21 protein-coding genes and 1 riboswitch are annotated in these 23227 nt (G+C 40.3%); of the genes, 6 read left to right on the top strand and 15 right to left on the bottom strand.

All coding sequences use genetic code 11. From position 1 onward, the window contains the following. Positions 1 to 166: 166 nt before the first annotated feature. Together MKY51_RS01675 and MKY51_RS01670 are read right to left on the bottom strand one after the other, a co-directional pair. Positions 167 to 853, bottom strand: a complete 687-nt coding sequence (locus tag MKY51_RS01675) for a response regulator transcription factor (RefSeq protein WP_339174909.1) — start codon at positions 851 to 853, stop codon at positions 167 to 169. A gap of 260 nt (positions 854 to 1113) precedes the next feature. Continuing rightward, positions 1114 to 1980, bottom strand: a complete 867-nt coding sequence (locus MKY51_RS01670; protein WP_339174908.1) for an EamA family transporter — start codon at positions 1978 to 1980, stop codon at positions 1114 to 1116. 121 nt (positions 1981 to 2101) lie between these two features. Here MKY51_RS01670 and MKY51_RS01665 point away from each other — a divergent pair, with 121 nt between their 5' ends. Next, positions 2102 to 2332, top strand: coding sequence for a DNA-binding protein (locus MKY51_RS01665; protein ID WP_339174906.1), 231 nt, complete (start codon positions 2102 to 2104; stop codon positions 2330 to 2332). Between the two features lie 89 nt (positions 2333 to 2421). On the opposite strand, the gene MKY51_RS01660 is transcribed toward MKY51_RS01665, so the two are convergent. From MKY51_RS01660 to MKY51_RS01650, 3 genes are all read right to left on the bottom strand, one after another. After that, positions 2422 to 3408 (bottom strand): homoserine dehydrogenase, encoded by a 987-nt coding sequence (locus MKY51_RS01660; protein ID WP_339174905.1) that lies wholly within the window; start codon positions 3406 to 3408, stop codon positions 2422 to 2424. 637 nt (positions 3409 to 4045) lie between these two features. Continuing rightward, positions 4046 to 4444 (bottom strand): hypothetical protein, encoded by a 399-nt coding sequence (locus MKY51_RS01655; RefSeq protein ID WP_339174903.1) that lies wholly within the window; start codon positions 4442 to 4444, stop codon positions 4046 to 4048. A 188-nt stretch (positions 4445 to 4632) separates the two neighbouring features. After that, positions 4633 to 5937 carry an O-acetylhomoserine aminocarboxypropyltransferase/cysteine synthase family protein gene (locus tag MKY51_RS01650; protein ID WP_339174901.1) on the bottom strand — a complete coding sequence of 435 codons (1305 nt, stop codon included), beginning with the start codon at positions 5935 to 5937 and terminating at the stop codon, positions 4633 to 4635. A 116-nt stretch (positions 5938 to 6053) separates the two neighbouring features. Next, positions 6054 to 6168: riboswitch (SAM riboswitch) on the bottom strand. 243 nt (positions 6169 to 6411) lie between these two features. Here MKY51_RS01650 and nfsA point away from each other — a divergent pair. Next, a complete protein-coding gene (gene nfsA / locus MKY51_RS01645; protein WP_339174900.1) occupies positions 6412 to 7146 on the top strand; it encodes an oxygen-insensitive NADPH nitroreductase in 735 nt (244 codons plus the stop codon). A gap of 45 nt (positions 7147 to 7191) precedes the next feature. Here nfsA and MKY51_RS01640 read toward each other — a convergent pair whose 3' ends face one another. Then, entirely contained in the window at positions 7192 to 8871 is a 1680-nt protein-coding gene (locus MKY51_RS01640; RefSeq protein WP_339174899.1) for a hypothetical protein, read from the bottom strand. A 170-nt stretch (positions 8872 to 9041) separates the two neighbouring features. Here MKY51_RS01640 and MKY51_RS01635 point away from each other — a divergent pair, with 170 nt between their 5' ends. The 3 genes from MKY51_RS01635 (at position 9042) to MKY51_RS01625 (ending at position 12180) form a co-directional block, all read left to right on the top strand. Continuing rightward, positions 9042 to 9704 carry a lysoplasmalogenase gene (locus MKY51_RS01635; RefSeq protein ID WP_339174898.1) on the top strand — a complete coding sequence of 221 codons (663 nt, stop codon included), beginning with the start codon at positions 9042 to 9044 and terminating at the stop codon, positions 9702 to 9704. 30 nt (positions 9705 to 9734) lie between these two features. Beyond that, a complete protein-coding gene (pepT, locus tag MKY51_RS01630; protein WP_339174897.1) occupies positions 9735 to 10958 on the top strand; it encodes a peptidase T in 1224 nt (407 codons plus the stop codon). Positions 10959 to 11187: 229 nt separating this feature from the next. Beyond that, entirely contained in the window at positions 11188 to 12180 is a 993-nt protein-coding gene (locus MKY51_RS01625) for a multidrug resistance efflux transporter family protein (RefSeq protein WP_339174896.1), read from the top strand. Positions 12181 to 12393: 213 nt separating this feature from the next. Here MKY51_RS01625 and MKY51_RS01620 read toward each other — a convergent pair whose 3' ends face one another. The 4 genes from MKY51_RS01620 to MKY51_RS01605 form a co-directional block, all read right to left on the bottom strand. Further along, entirely contained in the window at positions 12394 to 13470 is a 1077-nt protein-coding gene (locus MKY51_RS01620; RefSeq protein WP_339174895.1) for a S26 family signal peptidase, read from the bottom strand. A 3-nt stretch (positions 13471 to 13473) separates the two neighbouring features. Further along, positions 13474 to 13968, bottom strand: a complete 495-nt coding sequence (locus MKY51_RS01615) for a sigma-70 family RNA polymerase sigma factor (protein WP_251690566.1) — start codon at positions 13966 to 13968, stop codon at positions 13474 to 13476. Between the two features lie 26 nt (positions 13969 to 13994). Beyond that, the gene (locus MKY51_RS01610; RefSeq protein ID WP_339174894.1) at positions 13995 to 15269 is read right to left on the bottom strand and encodes a polysaccharide deacetylase family protein; all 1275 of its coding nucleotides are present in this window, start codon (positions 15267 to 15269) and stop codon (positions 13995 to 13997) included. A gap of 370 nt (positions 15270 to 15639) precedes the next feature. Further along, positions 15640 to 16068 (bottom strand): DUF4395 domain-containing protein, encoded by a 429-nt coding sequence (locus MKY51_RS01605; protein WP_339174893.1) that lies wholly within the window; start codon positions 16066 to 16068, stop codon positions 15640 to 15642. A 206-nt stretch (positions 16069 to 16274) separates the two neighbouring features. Here MKY51_RS01605 and MKY51_RS01600 point away from each other — a divergent pair, with 206 nt between their 5' ends. Next, positions 16275 to 16982 (top strand): Fe-S oxidoreductase, encoded by a 708-nt coding sequence (locus MKY51_RS01600; protein ID WP_339174892.1) that lies wholly within the window; start codon positions 16275 to 16277, stop codon positions 16980 to 16982. Positions 16983 to 17941: 959 nt separating this feature from the next. Here MKY51_RS01600 and MKY51_RS01595 read toward each other — a convergent pair. The 5 genes from MKY51_RS01595 to MKY51_RS01575 form a co-directional block, all read right to left on the bottom strand. Further along, complete coding sequence (locus tag MKY51_RS01595) at positions 17942 to 19054, bottom strand: amidohydrolase (protein WP_339174891.1); 1113 nt, start codon at positions 19052 to 19054, stop codon at positions 17942 to 17944. Positions 19055 to 19203: 149 nt separating this feature from the next. Continuing rightward, positions 19204 to 19341, bottom strand: coding sequence for a hypothetical protein (locus MKY51_RS01590; RefSeq protein ID WP_014824892.1), 138 nt, complete (start codon positions 19339 to 19341; stop codon positions 19204 to 19206). Between the two features lie 170 nt (positions 19342 to 19511). Then, a complete protein-coding gene (locus tag MKY51_RS01585; protein ID WP_339174890.1) occupies positions 19512 to 21527 on the bottom strand; it encodes a TRAP transporter permease in 2016 nt (671 codons plus the stop codon). Next, a complete protein-coding gene (locus MKY51_RS01580) occupies positions 21520 to 22026 on the bottom strand; it encodes a DUF1850 domain-containing protein (protein WP_339174889.1) in 507 nt (168 codons plus the stop codon). The genes MKY51_RS01585 and MKY51_RS01580 overlap by 8 nt, the downstream gene beginning before the upstream one ends. An 83-nt stretch (positions 22027 to 22109) precedes the next feature. Then, entirely contained in the window at positions 22110 to 23120 is a 1011-nt protein-coding gene (locus tag MKY51_RS01575; RefSeq protein WP_339174888.1) for a TAXI family TRAP transporter solute-binding subunit, read from the bottom strand. Positions 23121 to 23227: the final 107 nt, after the last annotated feature.

Raw genomic sequence — 23227 nt, 5'->3', positions numbered from 1 at the left:
TTCCTTACCCACTTACATAAAGGGTTGTATTCCGCTGAATGAAGATAGAAAATATAGAAATTGCTTTACTAAAGGTACAAAACGTCCTGTCAAATAGTCGATAAAATATGTCCCGAGAAAATAAAAACCGAATGCCGCGCCGAGTGCTCCAACCCAAGAGAAAATCTTACTTTTCAATTTTGTAACCTAGTCCCCATACGACTTTTAAATAGCGGGGGTTTTTCGGATCTGCTTCAATTTTTTCTCGGATTTTGCGGATATGCACCGCAACAATATTTTCGGCATTATAAGCGGGTTCATTCCATACGAGCTCATAAATATCACTGATCGAGTAGACGCGCCCCGCATTCTTTAGAAGAAGCTCGGTAATTTTATATTCGGTCGGTGTCAGCTTAACAGGAGTTCCGTCCACACGGATTTCCCGAGCAGCCGCATCCAGCTCAAGTCCTTCGACAAGCGGCGCAGATTCCCCAGCCGTGCCGAGGTTCACATAGCGTCTTAGCTGCGACTTCACACGTGCCATCAGTTCTAGAGGATGGAACGGCTTTGTAATATAATCGTCCGCTCCTACTGAAAGCCCGTGGATCTTATCGGTTTGTTCCGCCTTTGCACTGAGCATAATAATCGGGATATTGCGTTCTGCACGAATTTTGAATGTGGCGGTAATCCCATCCATATTCGGCATCATAATGTCTAAAATAATGCAGTGTACTTCATTTTGTTCAAGCAGTTTGATTGCCTCAAGCCCGTCCGCCGCTTTCAACACCCGGTAGCCTTCATTTTTCAAATAAATTTCTATGCCGTCCCGGATATCCTGATCATCATCTGTAACGAGCACCGTCAGCTGATTCATCTTGCTCACCTCACAACTTTTTCTTATAAGTTTATAATAAAGCCCAATTCTTAACATCTCTCTACTGTAAATCTGAAGAAATTCTTAAGATTTCTTATTTAAATTAATAAGGTTCCACTTTATATGCGATATTTTCTACTTTCCCAGCGTTAAGTTCTACTTTTCATTTAAAAAGTTCTACTTCTCACACAGAACTTTCCACTTTATGGTCAGTTCATTCCACTTTCACCGCGTACTTACACCAATAAAAAAACTGCCTCCTATGAAGCAGCTTTCTTTGTGCCGAATGTCAGCACTAATATTCCACCTAATAACAAACTAACACCGATCCAAGCGACAAATGTTAAATGTTCCCCTACTAAAAACACGCCGAGTAATGCGGCTGTTAAAGGTTCGGCTAGGCTCAATGTTACTGCGGCGGACGAACTGATTTTCTTTAAACCGCCTAAAAATAGTATGTATGCCAAACTTGTAGCAGCAAGTGCCATAAAAAGAATCGGCCAAATATTCACGCCTTCTGTCAGCCAGCCAAACCCGTCTTTCGCTGCGAGCGGCAACAATAGCAACGCACAAATGGTAAAAGTCATTGCAACAGCAGGCAATGTTTCTTCGTGTTTCATCAATTGCTTACTCACATTCGTATATAGCGCAAACATGGAACCTGCAGCCAATGCGAGCCCGATGCCAAGCGGATTGATCGCCGTCTCCCCCTGATTCATAAACAACAGCAGGCAGCCAACAATGGCAAGCACTGTTGCGATTGCCCACACGAGAGTTGGACGCACTTTCCAAAATACCCACTCGATGAAACCTGCAAATACCGGGGCACTTCCGATTGTCACAACCGTCCCTACTGCAACTCCTGTATAGCGGACAGAGGTGAAGAACAAACTTTGGAATAAAGCGATCGCAATCGCCGCTAAAATCGTCCATTTCCATGACCAGTTACGAAATGGAATTTTCCGCATTAAAAGTACTGCCAGCAGCAATACTCCGCCGCCAATACCCGACCTAACACATGCTACTGCAAACGAAGAAACCCCTTCCGTTAAAAAGGTTTGCGTTGTCCCGACTGTCCCCCAAAGCATGGCGGCCAGCAGTACAAACAAATACGGTAAAATATTCACATCCCACACCTCATTTAATTATATTAATTATGCTATCATACGTTGTGAGTCTATTCGAGATGAAGTTTTTCTAAAATCGATTTATAATAAGATTAACTAAAACTAAAAAGGAGGCATCATGATGTATAAAACGGTTGAACAAACTGCAGCAGATATAGGCATGCCAGAACATCAGGTTTTACAGTACATTTATGCTGGTCGCATTAAAGCAGTGCATGATGGTGAACACTTTTTAATTAATAGTGCGCAATTTGATACGTACCATCAGCAGCTTGAGCGAATTAAAGAAGAGATCGAAATCTGGAGGAATACACCGATTCCCGAAGATGTCGATATAAAAGATGAAGACTAAGAATAAAATTGTTAAAGCACCCGACGCAAAGTAAACAGAAAAGAAGCGAATTCGTTCATCGAGTTCGCTTCTTTTTTAATCTCTTCTTATTATATAGTTACTGTAAACCCCGCGCGTTTACCGATAATTTCAGCGTAATCCTCTACCATTACACTTGCAGTCGGATACATTCCTGCTCCCGGGCCAATTACAGATAATGTTCCGATGTAGTTTGTCTCCATCGTTACAGCATTGAACACATCGTCCACAGGATAAAGCGGATGTTCATTGTTCACCAGTAGTGGTGCCACTTTCGCCTGAATCGTACCATCTTCGAGTTTTTCCACTTCCGCCACATGACGATAACGCAAACCTTGTGCTGTTGCTTCCGCTACTTGCTCCGGTGAGATTGTATCAATGCCGATTACTTCCACATCCGCCCAATTTGGCTGTTCTCCAAATGCAAGGCTCGATAAAATCATCAGCTTTTTGAATGCGTCCTGCCCCGATACATCGTTAAATGGATCTGCTTCTGCATAGCCTAATTGCTGCGCTTCTTTTAATGCCTGTTCAAAGCTCCAGCCTTCCGCACGCATTTTTGTTAAAATATAGTTCGTTGTTCCATTTAAAATTCCTTGAACACAGCTTACTTCATTGACTAAAAGAATATTTTTCATTGTTTTGATAATCGGCACACCGCCTGCTACTGTTGCCTCGTAGCCTACGAACACACCATTTACTTTCGCCAATGCTTCGAGCTCCTCGCCCCGTTTTGCAAGCATTACTTTATTTGCTGTAATGACATGGCATTTCGCCTCAACAGCGCGCTTTAAATAAGTAAATGCAGGTTCTTCATTTACAATCGCTTCAAAAACAACTTGCAGATTATTTTCTGCCAGTACGTCATCCATTGATTCCGTCATTAAATGCTTTGTCCCCGGTACACGCTCACGGCTTGCATCGGTAACTAAAATCTTCGCGACCTCCAGTTCAACACCTAGCTTTTCGCGAAGCTCCTGCCTCTTCTCATTTAAAATATGGTAAATCCCCTGACCTACTGTGCCAAATCCTAAGATCGCTGCCTTGATTGTTGCCATTGCCTTTCTCCTCCAAATTCTTAACACACATATATTAACGAATAATTCAAAAAATTTATCTTAAAGCAAATTCTATCTTATATAATACATGAAAACAAGGGGAATCTCGCCTAGAAGGACATTTGTTTACTGTAAACGGTCAATATTCATCCAAATTTTATTTTTTAAGAGCTATTTTAGGGTGGAAGGCGCAAATATTTCCAGTCACTTCTTATAGTTGAGGCTATGTAGTAAGGGCGTTTTGTTATTTTCTAATATATTCGGAAATCATCTAATATATTTTAAAATGTTCTAATAAAATTGCGATCTTCTAATATATCCTGTCAATGTTCTAATATGGATACGAAACATGCTAATATCCGAGCTCAATGTGCTAATATCACTCACACTTCTTCTAATATCCCACTCCATTGTTCTAATAAAACCGGCATACCAGTTTTTGCATTCATTTTTCGGCTAAAAAAGCACGTACACAAACCATGATTCCCCTCAAATTCTAATAACATCGCCATTTCTTCTAATATTCCCAAAACTTCTTCTAATAACTCTCTTCATTCTTCTAATAAAACGTCATACATCAACACCACAAAAAATAAAAAACACTAGCAAGGGGGCTCGCTAGTGTTCCGGAATTATTTTATACTGCCACGTTTATATCATTAAATGCCCGTAAACGATAGGCAGTTAAAATCTTGGTCATGACGATTTCCTCTTTTGCCGAGTAGTCAGGAACCGCATATGGGCGCTCCACTAACTGAAATTCCCCGTACTTTAAAAACCATTCTCTTGCTGGCGATAAAATATGGGCTGTACCATGAATTTTATATGCTTCGGCTACTTCTCTTACAACATAACCTTCTGTGGAAAGATCGTGAGCTTGTTCTGAGAAAGCATTGTGTCCGAAAACATGCTGCCACATCGTATTCACATCCGCCAAAATTTGCTGGATAGCGCAAGCGTTCACAAATTCCTTTACGTCATTAAGTTCATAAATAATATAGGCTGCAATGTTTTGTGCACTGTATACTTTCCCCATGTTGAACAACTCCTTTTCTTCCAATGATGCTGCAACATCATTTTAAATTTTTCTGGTTGGTATTTTATTATCCCCATTGTATTACTAGGTTTTATATTTGTCAATAAAACTTATAAAAATAGTAGGGATTAATTTTCTAAAAATTGCTTAACTTCTCGAATGGGAGAAGCTAAGCCTTTCATCACATTTTATGCGTTTGTTTCTACGCCTACTTCAGCCGCAACTTTTGCTAATGCCTGTTCTAAATCAGCGATAATATCTTCTGCTGCTTCTAACCCGATCGATAAGCGAATGAGCTCTTCCGATACGCCGGCAGTTTTTAATTCTTCAGCAGATAACTGTTGGTGTGTTGTGCTCGCAGGGTGGATGATCAATGAACGGGCATCCCCAACGTTCGCTACATGAGAGAACAGTTCTACGTTATCGATTACTTGGCGGCCTGCTTCACGCCCACCTTTAATACCGAATGTAATGATCGATCCGAAGCCATTTTTCAAATACTTCTTCGCTAGATCATGTGTCGCAAAATCTTCAAAGCCGTTGTAATTTACGTACTCCACAAATGGGTGGTTTCTTAAATACTCGGCTACCTTTTGTGTATTTTCATTGTGACGGACAATACGCAAATGAAGCGTTTCAAGTCCTTGCAGGAAGTTAAATGCCGCGTCAGCAGATAATGTTGGACCAAAATCACGCAATAGTTGAACACGAAGCTTTGTCGCAAATGCAGCGCCTGCTGTGTCAATGCCGTAGCGTAGACCATGGTAGGAAGTATCCGGTTCTGTAAATCCTGGATGTCTTCCTTGCGTCCAATCAAACTTCCCTGCATCAACAACAATCCCGCCGATCGTCGTTCCATGACCGCCAATCCACTTTGTTGCAGAATGAATGACAACATCCGCGCCGAATTCGATCGGATTACTTCCGTATGGGGAAGCAAATGTGCTGTCGATTAATAAAGGAAGACCATTGTCATGAGCGATGTTTGCTACCGCTTCAATATCCAGTACTTTTAAGCTTGGATTTCCGATAATTTCAGCGAAGATTGCCTTCGTTTTATCCGTGATTGCCGCCTGGAAGTTTGCAGGATCTGATTCATCCACAAATTTCACTGTAATGCCGTAGCGAGGCAATGTAGTTGCGAATAAATTGTAAGTCCCACCGTAAAGTGAGCCTGCCGCAACAATTTCATCCCCTGCACCGGCTACGTTTAAAATAGAAAATGCTACTGCTGCTGCGCCAGATGAAAGCCCTACTGCAGCTGTACCCCCTTCTAATAAAGCAACCCGTTCTTCAAATGCCCCGACTGTCGGGTTCATAATACGAGAATAAATATTTCCTGTCTCCTGTAATGCAAATAGACGTTGCGCATGAGCAGTGTCGTTAAATGCATAAGCCGTTGTACGGTAAACCGGAACAGCGATCGCTCCTGTTTCAGGATCTGGTTTTTGACCCCCGTGTAATAATAATGTTTCTGGTCTTAAATTTGTCATTTTATTACCCCCAAAAATTTAATCGATGGTGAAATCGGTGTTTTTGAGGAGGATTTTTTAAATGAAAAAAACCCTCTTCAGTTAAGAAGAGGGTTGCGCATGAGCAAGTTTGCCTCCTCTTATCTTTCAAAATGATTGTCCATTTTGTAGGATTTAGCACCTTAGTCAGTTCATCACTTACTGGTTGCCGGGCATCTCAGGGCCTATTCCCTCCGCCGCTCTTGATAAGAGTTATGTGATTTGTGTTCCATCGTTGTGTCTCAGTATAAAACATACTAATCCGATATGTCAACACAAAAAATTTAAAATTTTCTGATTTAATTCAGATTGCTCTTATCTGTATTTAACGATATGCATAAATTTCATCTCTATGAATTGAACAGACGCTAATAATCGACTTCAAGTAAAATATTGACTAAAATAAGCATGAAGGATACACCATTAAGTTTTATTACATAAAAGGGAGATGTTCACGTGAATACAAAAGAATTATTACGCAGTCATACATCTGTTCGTAAATATACAGGTGAGGAAATTTCAAAAGAAACGGTCATCGATTTAATCGAAACGGCACAAATGGCAGCAAGTTCGCATTTTGTCCAGGCATACAGTGTCATTTGGGTAACGGATGAAGAAAAGAAAAAGAAGCTTGGGGAACTGTCTAAAAACGAATTCCAGTTCAAAACAGCAGGTGCCTCTTTCTTGTTTTGTGTAGATTTCAAACGTTTGCAAGTAGCGGGTCAAAAGCATGGGGTTGATATTTCTGCTGACTCTGCTGAAAATGTTCTTGTAGGGGTAGCAGATGTTGCGTTATTTGCCCAAAACTTCGTTATTGCAGCTGAATCAATGGGTTATGGCATTTGCTATATCGGTGGTGCCCGTACTAATCCTAAAGAAATCAGCGAGCTTTTCAATTTACCGGAATACGTTTTCCCGTTGTTTGCGATGACAATCGGTACACCGACAAAACGCAACGAAACAAAGCCGCGTTTACCGGTAGCTGCGGTGTTGCATGAAAACGGTTATGACGTTGATAAGTATGAAACACTTCTGGATGAGTATGATGGAATTATGGAAGACTATTACAGCAGCCGTTCTTCAAATCAGAAGACTGCGACATGGACGAAACAAATGGCTGATTACTTAGTTCAACAAAACCGTCCGCATATGAAAGACTTCCTTGCTTCACGAGGCTTTACTTGGAAGTAATCCAATTAAAAAGGAGTATGCCTCAAAATGGCATACTCCTTTTGTTTATTTCAACCCTTCAATCTGCAATGTTTTTACAGGTTGGAAGTCTTCTCCTGTTTTTGCATACGTAATCGTCGCCTGGTCACCTTCTTGCAAATAGATTGCAAACGGTGCAACTTCTGTAGATACGATGAAGTTTTCGCCTGTGTTCGCCAGGAATGATACGATCGTGAAATCACCTACACGCTCTTTATAAACACGCACGACTTTTACTGTCGCCTTAGCTTCTTCAGCATTCGAAGTACCATCTACCGTACTTCCGCCACGGCTTAGTGCTGTTTTATAAAGTCTTAATGCTTCATTTGGCGTTGTACCAAATGCCGAAATTTCAGGATTTGCTGCAGAGACGATGAAGTAATTTTGCAGGAATCCGTTCGCATCCAGTACAGCTGACAGCCAGCTCGCTTCACCATAGAAGTTGTAAAGGATCGGCATTTCGCCTTCCCATTCTTTTTCGATGAACTTTTTCTCGATAATTTCAAGAGCCCCTTGGGAATCCATATAAGACTCTTCCAGATTTCCGGTATAGTACGTTGCTTCACCCGTACGTGCATGTGTTAATGCATAACCAAGCATCGAATCAACGCCCTCTTTAGGACTTGTAAAATCAGTGAAGTAATACATTTCCCCGTCTTCCATAAAAATCGGGCTTACATTTGCTTCCGTACCTTCATCACTCGGCAACTTAACATCCTTTTTGCCGACTAGACTATTCCAGAAGCCGTGTACATAGTTACCGTAATAACTGTTCTGCAAACTTACCGCTTCCGGTGATACAGCACCATCAATAAATTCCGGTACATTCGCAATCGCAATTTTTTCTGTAGCACCCGTCTCCGCATCAACAAGTACAATCCCTTTTACATCAAAGCCGTTACGCGCCGAAATAAATTCGCCGTAAGAACGGATGTAATACGGTTTTCCCTCTTCATCAATTTCCAGCTGCGGATCTCCATAGAAAATTAATGAAGGATTTTGGAGACGAATATGACGCTCCAGATTTTTATTTAAATAAGCTGATGGAACATAGCTCATTTCAGCCTTCACAAACTTTGGATTATCGCTTGAGTCTGTTGCACTCATCGTGAAATAACCAGGTGTTGTTTTTCCGTTGAACCACTTAAAGAATCCTGAAAACTCTACAGGTGCAATGTAAACATAGTTACCATTTACTTTTTGAATTTGCAGGTTTCCTAATTCATAATAGCTTGTGTTTGGCACTTGTCCAAACGCTTTTTTCATTTTATTTTTAGCGAACTTTGGTGGTACACTTGCCGGTGTTTTCGTCTCATCAAACGGCGAAATTTCCGTTTTTTCCTTCATCTCTGAAGACTTGAATTTTTCATCTGCATTTAAAAATGGCGCACTTACTAAATAGCCGATCCCAATAATGCTGACAAGCACGATTGCTGATTTAACTTTTTGCTCCTTACCGACTGCAAAAATTGCTCCGATAATTGCTACAACAGGTATTACGTATAGAAAAATCGTCCAGTTCAGATCGATTTTAGAAATATATACAGTTAAAAATACTGAAATAAAACTTACTATAAATGTTGTAATAAATAAGCTCGTAAATGTTTTTGATGAAAGCTCCTTATTGCGTACCTTTTTTGATAACGGCATTAATAATAATGTGATCAAAAGTGATCCAATTGCCGTTATTAGCAATAATTGTCCCATAACTATCACCCTCTCTTACTTATTATGTACGAATAACCTTCCAAAAAGATTCATAAACAAGTAAAACCGCATAATTTCTGGCATAATAGAACATATATTGAATTTTCTTGAAATCATAGTTTTGTTATTTAGTAATTAAATATAAACATTTTTATTTAGGGGGTTAATGGATGGCACGTAAAGTTCTGATTTTACTGTTCTTTGGGCTTGGCTTGTATTATGTATTCTTATTTGAAACGATCGATAGTTCGCTAAAAATGGTCTTTAAGCTTTTGCCAATGATTTTACTTATAGCGCTTGCCTTTTTAACGAAAGTTCAAGTGAAATCTCCGTATTATTGGCTCATCTCCACCGGTTTAATTTTCTGTGCGGTTGGCGATTATACATTGCAGTGGTTCATTGTTGGATTGAGCTTTTTCCTGATCGGTCATATTTTCTATATTTTTGCTTTCCGTTCAACAAACCACCAGAACACACCACTATATGTAAAAGTTATTTTAGCTTTATTCGGTGCGGTTATGACGTTCTGGATTGCGGGAAGCCTGCTGCAAAAAGGAGATACCGTACTTGCAATTGCAGTGACCGCCTATATTTTCGTTATTTTAACGATGGGTTGGACATCATTCCGAACAGGCAGTAAGTTTGCTGTCATCGGAGCCATTCTCTTTATCATGTCGGACTCGGTATTGGCGATCAACCGCTTCATGTTTGATGTTCCCGCTTCCCATATTCTGATCATGTTCACGTATTACGGCGCACAGTTTTTCCTCATGCTCAGCATAATAGATTATGACAAAATTAGTTCAAAAACCGAAATAAAAAGTGTAGAATAAAAGCAATAAGTATTAGGAGGTCTTTTTCGGATGAAAGAGAAAGTAATTGAACGTTTAGTACGCTATGCAAAAATTGATACACAATCAGATTTCAACTCTGACACAACCCCTTCAACAATGAAGCAATTCGATTTATTACATGTATTAAAAGATGAATTGGCAGCAATCGGTTTAACAGATATTACACTTGACGAAAACGGCTACCTTTTTGCAACACTTGAATCAAATACAGATAAAGACGTACCGACACTTGGCTTTTTGGCGCATGTTGATACGACATCGGATTACACAGGAACAAATGTACAGCCTCAGCGCATCGATAACTATGACGGTGAAGCGATTACATTAAAAAATGGTTTAGTGATGGCACCGGACTACTTCCCGAACTTGAAAAACTATGTTGGCCAAACGTTAATTACAACAGACGGCAATACATTGCTTGGTGCGGATGATAAAGCCGGCATCGCTGAAATTATGACGGCGATGGAATACTTAGTGAACAATCCGGAAATTAAGCACGGGAAAATTCGTGTAGCCTTTACACCGGACGAAGAAATCGGGCGCGGTCCACACAAGTTTGATGTCGAGAAATTCGGTGCGGATTATGCGTACACAATGGATGGCGGTCCACTTGGTGAGTTACAATACGAAAGCTTTAATGCAGCTGGCGTAAAGGTAACGACACGCGGCACGAACATTCACCCTGGTTCTGCAAAAGATAAAATGGTGAACTCGATTACAATGGCGATTGAATTCCAAAACGAAATGCCTAAAGATGCAGTTCCTGAAAAAACGGACGGCTATGAAGGCTTTATCCACTTAATGCATTTCAACGGCGGAATTGAAGAAACAACAATGTCATATATTATCCGTGACCATGATCGCGCAAAATTCGAAGAGAAAAAAGAGTATATGGCAAAGGTCGGCAAAGCGTTACAGGCAAAATACGGGGAAGAGGCAATTACTGTAGCAATCGATGATCAATATTACAATATGGGCGAAAAAATCGAGCCTGTGATGGAAATTGTCGATATCGTAAAAGAAGCGTTTGCCAAGTTCAATATTACACCGATTGTCGAGCCAATCCGCGGTGGTACTGATGGTTCCCAACTTTCATACATGGGCTTGCCGACACCGAATATTTTTGCAGGCGGCGAAAATATGCACGGCAAGTATGAATTTGTATCAGCAGAAACGATGGAAAAAGCAACGAAAGTCATTATCGAAATCGTTCAGTTATTTGAACAACGTTAGACCAAAAGCGCTAAAGCGCCCGTCTAACTCCGAAAGACATTGGAGGGCCCGACGCAAAAGTAAACGCTTTACCACTTTTGCACGGAGGGACCTAATGGTGCGAGGAGTTGGCGCTTTAGCCTAGACGGTGAAATTATAATGACTAAAATTGAATGGGGCGATTACTTTCGCTCCATTTTTTTGTATACTTAATAGACAGAAAATTCAATACAATCAAGTGAGGTGTGTGATGAGGGAAATACTGATTGGCATTTTAGCTGCCTTATTTTTTGCGGTTACATTTGTATTGAACCATTCAATGGAATTGGAAGGCGGCAGCTGGCTATGGAGTTCTTCACTCCGCTACTTTTTCATGCTCCCCTTCCTCATTGCTATTGTCGCCATACGGGGAAAAGGCGGTTTTCGTTTATTATCAAATGAAATGAAAGAACATCCGGGTGCATGGCTCGTTTGGAGCTTTGTCGGGTTCGTATTATTTTATGCACCACTTACATTTGCCGCGGCATTCGGTCCAGGCTGGCTCGTATCGGGTACATGGCAGTTTACGATTGTAGCAGGTGTGTTGCTGGCCCCCTTGTTTATTACAACTATCGCCGGAAAAGATGTCAGGGCAAAAATTCCGCTTATTTCACTAGGCATCTCGGGCATTATTTTAATCGGGATTTTACTAATCCAAATTCCGCAGGCACAGTCAGTTTCTATGAAAACTCTGCTTCTCGGTATACTGCCTGTAATCATCGCAGCTTTTGCCTACCCGCTAGGTAACCGGAAAATGATGGAGCTATGCAAAGGAAAAGTCGATCCGTTTCAACGGGTTCTAGGCATGACGATTGCTTCTCTGCCCGCATGGATTTTGCTCGCCGTCTATGCATTATTTACGGTCGGTCTGCCCTCTGCGAGCCAAGTGTACCAATCACTGCTTGTTGCTGTTTCTTCCGGTGTCATTGCGACAACCCTTTTCTTTATCGCAACAGACCGGGTGCGCCTTGATCAAGGAAAGCTGGCGGCCGTTGAAGCGACACAATCGACAGAAGTTATTTTTGCGATGGTCGGTGAAATGATTTTACTAAGTGTTCCACTCCCGCAGCCGATTGCGCTAATCGGACTGACGGTGATCATTATCGGCATGCTGCTACATAGCTATCACACAGTACTTATGAATAAAAAATTACAAGCAGCACATGAAAAGAACTGGGACATAAGTAGAATAACCGATAAATAACAGGAATCCTTTATTAAGAAACGGATATTTTGCAAAATTGATTGGAATGCAGGGCGACTCCTGCGGGAATAGCGTGACGCCTGAGACTACAGGCTCAGGCCACGCCCGCGGAAAGCGTCCCGGAATGGAAATCAATTTTAATGCTCAGCAAAAAAATGATATTTTTCTCTCAGAGAAAAATATCATTTTTGGGTTATGTCCCGGCCTCTTTTGCTACATTCCCCACTGCCAAATGCCAGTCGGATCTTTATACATTTTAAATACATATTCTCCTACTGCTTCACGGTCATACTGGTAGCGTATTTCCACTTCTGTATCGGATAAATACGTAATATTTCGGTAGGATGCTTCCAAAAACAGCTCGCCTAAACGGTTCGAATGTGTAAATGGAAGATCGCTTGCCGATAATCTTTCACTAATTGACCCATCTCCGAAAATCTGATCGTACAAATAAAGATCAAAATATTGTTCGGGTGTATAGTCATTTTCTAACTCCAAATAAATTGATGTTGTTGTACTTTCCTCTGCCAAAGCTACGACTTCCCCGTAAATTTTATGCACAGCGGTAATTGTACCTGCCTGCATTGTATTTTTTGCCGGGAAATGATTCACCAAAAAGTATTCACGCGCATTTAATAACTGATCGTAGCCTCCTGCAATCGTATTGCCGTTTTCCTCATACATTTCCTTTAATTCCGATCTAACAGGCTTCCCATTTACCGTCAACTTGCCGTCCTGCAAAACGACACGGTCTCCTGGTACAGCGACTACTTCATAATAGGCGTTTTCGTAAATTGGTAAATGACTGCTCGTATTCGTCATTGTTCGTACAATATCGCCTGCTTCATACACGGCTTCATCAAATAGATTTTCCTGACGTTCTATCACTGTATGATAAAGTCCCTTTTTCCCTGCAAGTGTAAAGGTTTCTTTATCTACATATTGTAAATCCGATAATTGTTCCAGCACTGGTAGCTGTGCAAAGGAATCATAATCGATTGTTGATAATTGCTTCTTTTTTTGAAGAGTAGCAATTTCCGCTAAATCATCAAGCGGATCATAAGGGGCACCCCGCCCTTCGTTTCCCGAATTTTGAGTAAAAGGTACGGCCGTCATAAATAGGAATACCGCAACTGCTGCAACTGCTGCCGTCACTAATTGAACATGCCACGCACGTTTCTGTTTTCGGGGGGTCGGAGTCAATTCGGATTTCACGCGCTGCTTAATACGACTTTCCTGCAAGCGTGTATCACCCATCATTTCATCCAGTTGTTTTTTAAATGGATCCATGCATCATTCCTCCAATCCCTCTTCGCTAAAAAACTCTTTCAATTGTTGCTTTGCTCGGCGCAAACGTGTTTTGACCGTATTTTCATTCAGTTGTAAATACAGGGCAATATCGGCAATGGACTGTTCGTCATAATAAAATAAAATGAGCGGCTCACGGTATTTCAGTGGTAGCTGGAATAACTTCTGTTCAAGTGATGCAAGATGCTCTTTTTGTATAACTTCCTCGTCCGTACCTTTTGTTTGAGCAAAGATCGTTTCAAAAACAACATCCTTTTTATGCTTCCATGAGCGTAAATAATCTTTTGCGCGATTGGCTGTCATTTTTGTTAAATACGTTTTCAATGACGACTCATTGCGAAACTGGTCGCTCTTTTGAAAGTATGTTACAAACACTTCCTGTACGATGTCCTCGGCGGTAGCCCAATTTTTAACGTACAAATAAGCGATGCGTACTAAATAACGCGTGTGCTCATCAACAATTGCATCAAATTCTCTCATGTAACGATTTACACCTTCTTATATCCTTAAGACCAGCCCACCCCCTTTACAAAGGATGTGAACTGTTCAAATGTATTATTTTCAGTTATACCGAAACGATTGACCTCATAATTTGATTGATGCATATTCGCATAGCCTTCATTTGTCGTAAAACCGATTAACAGTCCGACTTCCTTCATCGCTGCGATCATATCTTCATCGTAATGACCGAATGGATACGCTAAAGAAGTCGCATTCGTCAGCATATTAACATTTTGCTGCAAATCCTTCGCAATGTCATCAGCTGAAAGTTCTAATGCGATCCCTGCCCCATTGCTGAACTGATGCAAATTATGTGTATGCGCTTCGTACTGAAACACATCCGTCATTTGCTGCATCTCTTCGGCTGTGAAAAATTGAAGCGGTCCTTTCGCATCAAAAACTTGTTCACCTTCGAAACGCTCTGTACGAGAAGATATAATATGCTGTACGGCAGAAAATCCATGTTCCTTTAAAATTGGGTATGCATAGACTTTTGTCGATAGTAAACCATCATCAAATGTAATGAGTATTGAATTAACCGGTAAAATTTGGCGACCTTCCAAATAATCATAAAGCTGTGTTGTCGAAATTGTTGTAAATTGCTCTTCAGCTAAAAAGGCCATTTGCTGTTCAAATGATTGTACAGAAACCGTACTTGCATTTGTCACCATTTCTTCCTTCGGCAAAATATGATGATACACTAAAACTGGAATTCCTTCATCTATTTCAACTGATGTTTTATGTATATAACCGGCACGTTCTCCTACTTTAATGACAAACCACTCATCAATCTCCCCCACTACCGGGTAGCGGAACCCTTGTGAAAGCTTCATCATTGCACTGCTCTTAAGGCTTTTTTCTTCATATACAATTGTTTGTTCTGTCGTTTTAATTGAATTTGTTATTTCTGTATTTACCAATGTCTCAAGCGGACGTTTTTCTACAGCAGCACTTCCCTTTTTAATAAAGGCCGAAATTTTCCCGAATCGCAGTTCATAATAAAGTTCATCTTCCCCAACAATCGCAAATGAAGTATTCGCATGAACAACTCCAATTTCAGTGAGCGCATTTCCTTTTATATAAATTGGCTGCTCCTCATTCAGGACAATAACTTTTTCAAATAGATGTGTAGCTTGTTCGATTGGGTTTCCATTTTCCAGACCCGCCAAATCCTTTTCATTTGCAACGGCCCGTTCAATCTTTTCACTTGAACCTCTATATTCAATTGTCAGGAATAATACGCAAACAGCGATAAACCCTACAGCAATTAACTTTTTCATCATTTCCTCCGCCTATCTTTTTTGCTTAAGCAACGTACAGACGGAGAAATCCAAAATAAGTTTCAAAAAAGTTCAAGAAATTTTTTGCACACAAAAATACCCGTATCTGTAAGCGACACGGGCAATGGGTCTCCCAATTAAGGAAGAAAAACTAGATGAAAAATATAAAGGGTGAAAAACTAAGTGTCTGACACACAGTCAAACTTACATTCTAAATGAGGGGGTTTAGAACGCTATGGCTGAGCTAACAAACTCCTGGAGAAAAGTTGTTAGCCCAGACTTATTTGTACTGTATTACAAATAAGCTCTTGCTACAGTTATAATGATAATGATTATCAATATCATTGTCAACCCATTTCCAATATTCTTCTTAAGAATTTTTTACTGTTCGACGATATTGGTATTGTTTGAATTGAAATAACATAAAGCATCCAATGCAAAAACCTAAAATTGCGACAAAGGATGCAACAGCCACCATAATCGTAAAGCTGTATGCAACGACCGGCCAATTAAAGGCAAACCCTACTATTCCGCCCGCCAAACAAATGCTCGCAATCGCTGAATTGAACTTTTGCTGTCCGATATCTTCAGGAATATAAGATTTGATATCTTTCGTTAAAAATATTTTCGCAAAGCGCATTATCGGATTAAACCCGGTAAAAATCCCAAGTAAATTTGCAATTAACGGAATCGCCAAAATCCAGTACTGTCCTGTCACCCATGTGATAACGACTGATAAAAATATAGCCCACTGATTTACACGCACTAACGGTCTTGGTACAGAAATAGGTTTCGTCATAAATACCAACCTTTCTTATATGTTTAATTCATTATAGCGTTTTTCACCTCGTTTAGGAAGAGAAATGGTATAGTAAATATAAAGTAAAACTTTAATCAGTTGGGTTTGTTCCTCCCCCAACGATTGTTAGTTGAACCAATCGGGCATTAACAGGTCGTCCTACTACCGGTTAATGCGGGATAAATTTTTTAGAAAAGGTGATACGTATGCCTGCGCTTTCTTATGATCAAGTACGACAATTAAATTCCTATAGTATTTTTACCGAAGAACCGGACCGTCCATTATTTACATTGGCGAACCTACATAAAGACTTTTATTTGACGGATTTCCGCAATTTGATGATGGGCATTACAAATGCTGCTACGGAAGCTGCGGCCATCTCCCACTTCGGGCGTCGCTACGGCATGTTTGTCGCGATGCAGTTTTATATGCTGACGACGTATGATGAAGTTTGGGACGGCAAGCCGGAAGATCTGCGTTTTGCTATTGTTCAGGAATTCGGTATTCATACACTCGGGATGTATATAAACCCGAATGATTTCCGCTATGTGGAGGATGATGAACGCGAACGAGTAATGACGGATATTTTATACAAGACATCCGTTGTTATTGGCCAGTTACGGAAAACAACATCCATTTCACCGCTGACTTTGTGGGAAAATATTTTCGGATACATGCTTTGGCACTTCCATACTTTACTTGAAAATCCGGCATTGGCTGACCGCGCTTTCGAGGATCTGGACATGCTCGAAGATAAAAATGTTTGGCGTTACTTCTCGGATAAATCGCTGTTTTTAAAATACACAGGCGGGAAAAGCCCTTCCGCTCTGATCAATCAGCCCGTTCGGAAAAGCTGCTGTTTTTCAAAGGACATCCCCGGCTTGATGGCTTGCGGATTTTGCCCGATGAAGTAGGGTTTTGTTTTGTAAGTGCCGCTGAATGATAGCGGCACTTTTTTGTATGGCTGGCGTTGGTTGTCCGGGGGGAAATCTTCTAATATATCGCCTGCTTGTTCTAATAAAGTTTGAAAAGTTCTAATAAATTCCGGATCTTCTAATAAAGTAGGCCGATGTGCTAATAAAAGTTACAGAAGTTCAAATAAAGGTATCCGATCTTCTAATAAGTAACCCGGTTTTTCTAATATCGCTGAAAAAGTTCTAATAAACCGGTGACCTGCCAGTAAAAGTCCGGGGCACAGTCACAGCTCTTTATAGGCCAAGGGATCTTCTAATATCTCGCCCGCTTGTTCTAATAAAACTTGAAAAGTTCTAATAAATTCCGGATCTTCTAATAAAGTAGGCCGATGTGCTAATAAAAGTCATAGAAGTTCAAATAAAGGTATCCGATCTTCTAATAAGTAACCCGGTTTTTCTAATATCGCTTGAAAAGTTCTAATAAACCGGTGATCTGCCAGAAAAAGTCCGGGGCACAGTCACAGCTCTTTATAGGCCAAGGGAGATCTTCTAATATATCGCCCACTTGTTCTAATAAACATTGAAAAGTTCTAATAAATTCCGGATCTTCTAATAAAGTAGGCCGATGTGCTAATAAAAGTTACAGAAGTTCAAATAAAGGTATCCGATCTTCTAATAAGTAACCCGGTTTTTCTAATATCGCTGAAAAAGTTCTAATAAACCGGTGACCTGCCAGTAAAAGTCCGGGGCACAGTCACAGCTCTTTATAGGCCAAGGGAGATCTTCTAATATATCGCCCACTTGTTCTAATAAACCTTGAAAAGTTCCAATAAGTCTCCCCGGTTTTCTAATATCCGGTCAAACTTTTCTAATATCGCAGCGCCGCTTCAACTACAACTCAAAAACTCAAACCACACAAAAAAACGATGCTACAAACTACATAGCATCGCCCACCCATCTTATTTCATTGCACTGTTTTTCAGTGTTGTTGCCATTACTTTGGCGCCATCGATTAATGCCTTTGCATCAAAAGTCATTTTCGGGTGATGAAGTCCCGGACCAAGATTTGCACCAACGCCGATCATTGTCGCTTTCAACTCTGTATTTTTAATCGTATAGAAGTGGAAATCATCGCTGCCCGGTGTAATTACTGCCGGTGCCAGACTTTTCTCTCCAAGTGCTTCCACAATCGAGCGTTCTGCAATAGCAGCCGCTTCAGATGATACTTCCGCACCTGGAGTAACATCCATCCAGTCCCATTCAACTCCGATATCGAACATTGCAGCAATTTGTTTCAAACTTTTATCAACATCGCGTTGTACTTGTGCCAATACTTCGTTTTTCTGTGCACGTACATCAATCGAGAAAGTTGCATTGCCCGGAATAATATTGACGCTTCCGCCATCTGCTACAATCTTCGTCAATTTCGCTGAGTACACTTCAAACGGATCGACGTGGATGTTTTTCAGCATTTGCTGAATCGCTACTACAACATCGATTGCATTTTTCCCTTGGTGCGGACGAGCGCCATGTGCATCAATGCCAGTAATTGTCCCAGTTAAGAATGCTGCTGCGCCATGATAAATTGCAGGTGACACTTTCCCTAATGGCAGTTCTTCCATCGGACGTAGATGAACACCGAATAAATGCGTAACATCTTCCATAACACCGCGGTCAATCATTGCCAATGCCCCGCCGCCCGTTTCCTCAGCCGGTTGAAAAATAAAACGGATTTTCTTATTTAAAGATTCATTTTTTAATGCATAAAGCGCACCTAATACTATTGATATGTTTGCATCATGTCCACAAGAGTGGTTTGCCTGCATAACGCCATCCACTTCCTGCCATAGTGCATCTATATCAGCGCGAACCGCAATTATCTCTTCGCCTTTTCCGATTTCCGCGACAAGACCCGTCACATCATCAAATTTTTTATAGCTGACGCCCATATCATCTAAGATTTCTGCTAATTTTGCTGTTGTTTTTAATTCTTTCCAGCTTACTTCAGGGTTTGCATGGAAATATTGAAACCAATCAAAAATCATTTGTTCTGTAGAGTTAACCGCTAACATGAAACGCACCTCGAATATTATTTAGTACTTCTATTATACAGTACAATTTTTGCATACTACATTATTAGTGCCTAAAAAAACGACATCTATCCAATCAGTTTTGTTGGATAGATGCCGTAAAATTTTTAAATTCATTTTAAAAACTCCTTTTATAGGCTTGAGAAAAACCCTTGCGGATATTGCGTGCGTTCTTCGCTTTCCGTTACCTCTTGCTGCTCGGCTAACTCAAACTCCACCTCTTCATCAAATAAGTATGTTTCAAACGTCGACTTTAAAAGTGTTGACATATCATTTCTCCCCTTTTTAATTATTTGAATTTTTAGTTAATTTAAATAATATAATGGTTTTTCAAGAAAATCAACAAATAAATATATTTAATGCATAAAAAGTATTAAATCTATCTATTTTCGAGATCAATAGAAAAAAGCACCTGAAATAAATTTCAGGTGCCTACAATTTATGAAATAGCTGCTTTTGAGCCATTTCCTTTATTTTTTGTCATCCATTGAATCACAAACATACCGACAAAGACAATAAGTCCAATTGTATCCGTTAATGTTTCTGGATAAATCATCGCTATACCTGCAGCTAACAGAATAATACGTTCAATCCAGCTTACAGGGCGGTACCAGTAGCCTATTATTGCAGCTCCGATTGCAATCATACCCATAATTGCAGATAACACAACCCATACTACTTCCCAAAGGGTTACATCAATCATCAGCATTGCCGGTGAGAAGATAATCATATACGGGATAATGAATGCCGCAATAGCAAGCTTCGCGGAGTTCACACCAGTACGAATCGGGTCTCCTCCTGAAATACCGGATGCTGCAAAGGCGGCGAGCGCAACAGGCGGTGTAATATCCGCAATAATACCGAAATAGAACACGAAGAAGTGTGCTGATAAAACAATAACAAGCGGTGCTGCACTTGCCGCAACATCCGGTGCCAGTAATGCAATGATTGCCGGTGCAGCAATCGTTGATGTAATAACATAGTTGGCTGTTGTCGGTGCACCCATTCCTAAAATTAACGAAGCAATCATTACAAAGAATAATGTAAGAAGGATACTGCCACCCGCTAATTTAACAAGGCTGTTTGCAAGAGAAAGCCCTAATCCTGTCTTTACAACAACGCCGACGATAATACCCGCACAAGCTGTTGCAGCAGCTACTGCCAATGCCGAGCGTGCACCGTCAACCATACCGTCAATAATTTCTTTAAAACCGAATTTTACGTCCGGATTAATGAACCCGACGATTATACAAGAGATAATTCCGTATAATGCCGCGTGGATAACCGGTACGCCTGACATCATCAGAATGATAATCAGTACAATCGGAATAAGTAGATAAATTTTCTTGAATACTTTCGAGCGATCCGGCATTTCATCATCTTTTAAGCCGCGTAATCCTAAACGCTTCGCTTCAAAGTGTGTCATAATCCAAATACCAGTAAAGTATAAAATTGCCGGAATCGCAGCAGCTTTGGCGATATCCCAATATGTGACACCGCGACCAATAAACTCAACCATTAAGAAAGCTGCAGCACCCATAATCGGCGGCATTAACTGACCACCTGTAGATGCAGATGCCTCTACAGCTCCGGCGAAGTTTTTGTTGTAGCCTAGACGTTTCATCATCGGAATCGTATAGGAACCGGAAGTTACTACGTTTGCTACAGAACTTCCTGAAATTGTTCCTTGAAGTGCAGATGAGAAGATTGCAACTTTTGCAGGACCACCAGTCAATTTTCCGGCAATCGCAATCGCTAGATCATTGAAGTATTCCCCTACCCCTGTTTTAACAAGGAATGCCCCGAATAATAGGAACGCAAAAATAAATGTAGAAGAAACTGCCAATGGTGTACCTAAAATCCCGTCTGTCGAGAAGAACATCAAGTTCACGATACTATCCAAGCTTTGACCTCGGTGGGACATAAAGTCCGGCATATATGGACCGTAAAATGCGTAAAGTAAAAACAGCCCGGCAATAATAGTGATTGGTAAACCAACCGCTCTACGGGCACCTTCCAATACGATAATAACTGCCAGAATTCCGATATAGAAATCCATTGGTTGCAGTTGACCTAAACTTTGAACGAGTCGGTCATAATTGATTACCCAATAACTTCCTACAATAATAGCGATAACCGCTAAAATATAGTCGTAAAACGGAATTGTCCGCTTCGATAGCTTACGACTTGCCGGGAATAATAGAAACACAAATGTCAGTGCAAATCCCAAGTGAACCGTACGCTGAATTTGCGCAGGAAACTGTCCGAAAACTGCTGTATAAAGCTGGAAGATAGTAAATGCCAGCAAACCAAAATAGATAATATGCTTCATAAAATTTTGAGGGTTACGCTGATTTGATTCCAGATCATACTTTTCCAATAATTCCTGCTGCTGTTCCAAAGTAAGCGATTCGTGTAAAGCTCCTGGATCTGCAGCGACTTTTTTATCAGTCATCTAATTCGACTCCTTTCATTTTGTCATATAAAGACAATCTTTGAACTGTTACTAAATAGGACTTCCCACGTATTAAATGCTTTTTTAAAGGAATGATTTCCCCTTTATGTTGCAGATTTAATTTATAGTCGACATTCCCAATATGTAACGTAAATTTTTCTAATTTTGCATCGTTGTACTGAAGTGTATAGACCCCATCTTTATAATCAAGTGTCTGCCCTTCTTCAGCATGACCCGGCATCCCTATTGCCACATCCGTATATTTCATTGCAAGCAACTGAAATTCATTGGTAGAAAGCACTTTATAACTTTCTTCCACATCCGTTAAATGGATAGAATGAGTAAAAATCAACTGAAACTCATTATCACTTTTCAACGACAAAAAATGCTGAACAGGCTTTTGAACTCTTGTCTCTGTAAAAACTATGCTCCGTTCAAAAGGAATAAACCAAGCGATGAGACAAAGAAAAACAAGGATGATAAAAATCCATTTTTTCATTTAAATGATCACTCGCTTAAAGAGAAAAATACAACAAAAGCCTCTGAAGCTTATTCGCAACAGAGGCCCTTAGTTTTCCCTAATTACTTTACTTCATCAAAGTATCTTTGTGCACCTGGGTGTACGTCAATACCGATTCCGTCTAAGCCTGTTTCAGCTTTAATAAATTCGCCTTTAGCATGACCAATTTTATCTGTATTATCATAGATTGCTTTTGTCATTGCATATACTAAATCTTCTGGCAGGTCTTTGTTTACTGCTAACATTGCACCTACTGAAACCGCAGGAACTTCTGCTTCTAAACCGTATGTGCCTGCAGGAATATTATCCACTGCATAGTATGGGTATTTCTCGATCAATTCAGCTGCTTTGTCTGCTTCAACTGGAACGATGTGTACACCATTTGTGGCATTTAAAGCTTCTACAGCACCAGTTGGGTAACCAGCTGTAATGAACGCTGCATCAATTTGACCTGATTGAATACCATCAGTAGATTCACCGAAGTCTAAGTTTTGTGCTTGGATATCATCTTTAATTGATAATCCGTGGATTTCCAATAATTGCTCAGCGTTTGCATAAGTACCAGAACCTGGTGCACCTACAGAAACTTTCTTGCCTTTTAAATCTGCAAATGTTTTAATGCCTGAATCAGCCAATGTTACTAACTGAATTGTTTCCGGATATAACGCACCTAATGCTACTACAGAGTCAATTTTTTGACCTTCGAACATTAAAGTTCCTTGCGTTGCATAGTAAGCGATATCTGTTTGTACGAATGCAACTTCACCGTCACCAGCAGCTAAAGCTGTCATGTTGGCAGCAGATGCTTGTGATACCTCAGCAGTTGTTTTTACCCCTGTTTCCGTTGTGATTAAATCTGCAAATGTTCCCCCTAATGGGTAGTAAGTACCTTGAGTTCCACCTGTCAAAATACTTAAGAACTTAACATCACCGAAATCCGCCTTTTCAGAACCAGAATCCGTTGTGTCTGTACCAGTAGATGTTTCGGCATCGTCGTCTCCGCCACATGCAGCCAATACTAAAATGAAAGCACTAAGTACTAATAAAAAAAGCATATTTTTAGTTTTGAACATAAATTTTTCCCCCTTTTTACCTCATTATAAATTTCATTTTACATACACGAATATTCAAAAGTCAATTAATATCTTACAAATCTAATTATTAAGCTAACTATAATATT

It is taken from the genome of Solibacillus sp. FSL R5-0691 (assembly GCF_037974225.1).
Lineage (GTDB): Bacteria > Bacillota > Bacilli > Bacillales_A > Planococcaceae > Solibacillus.
Note: the sequence above shows the minus strand (reverse complement) of the source record. Positions and strands in the feature narration are given on the sequence as shown.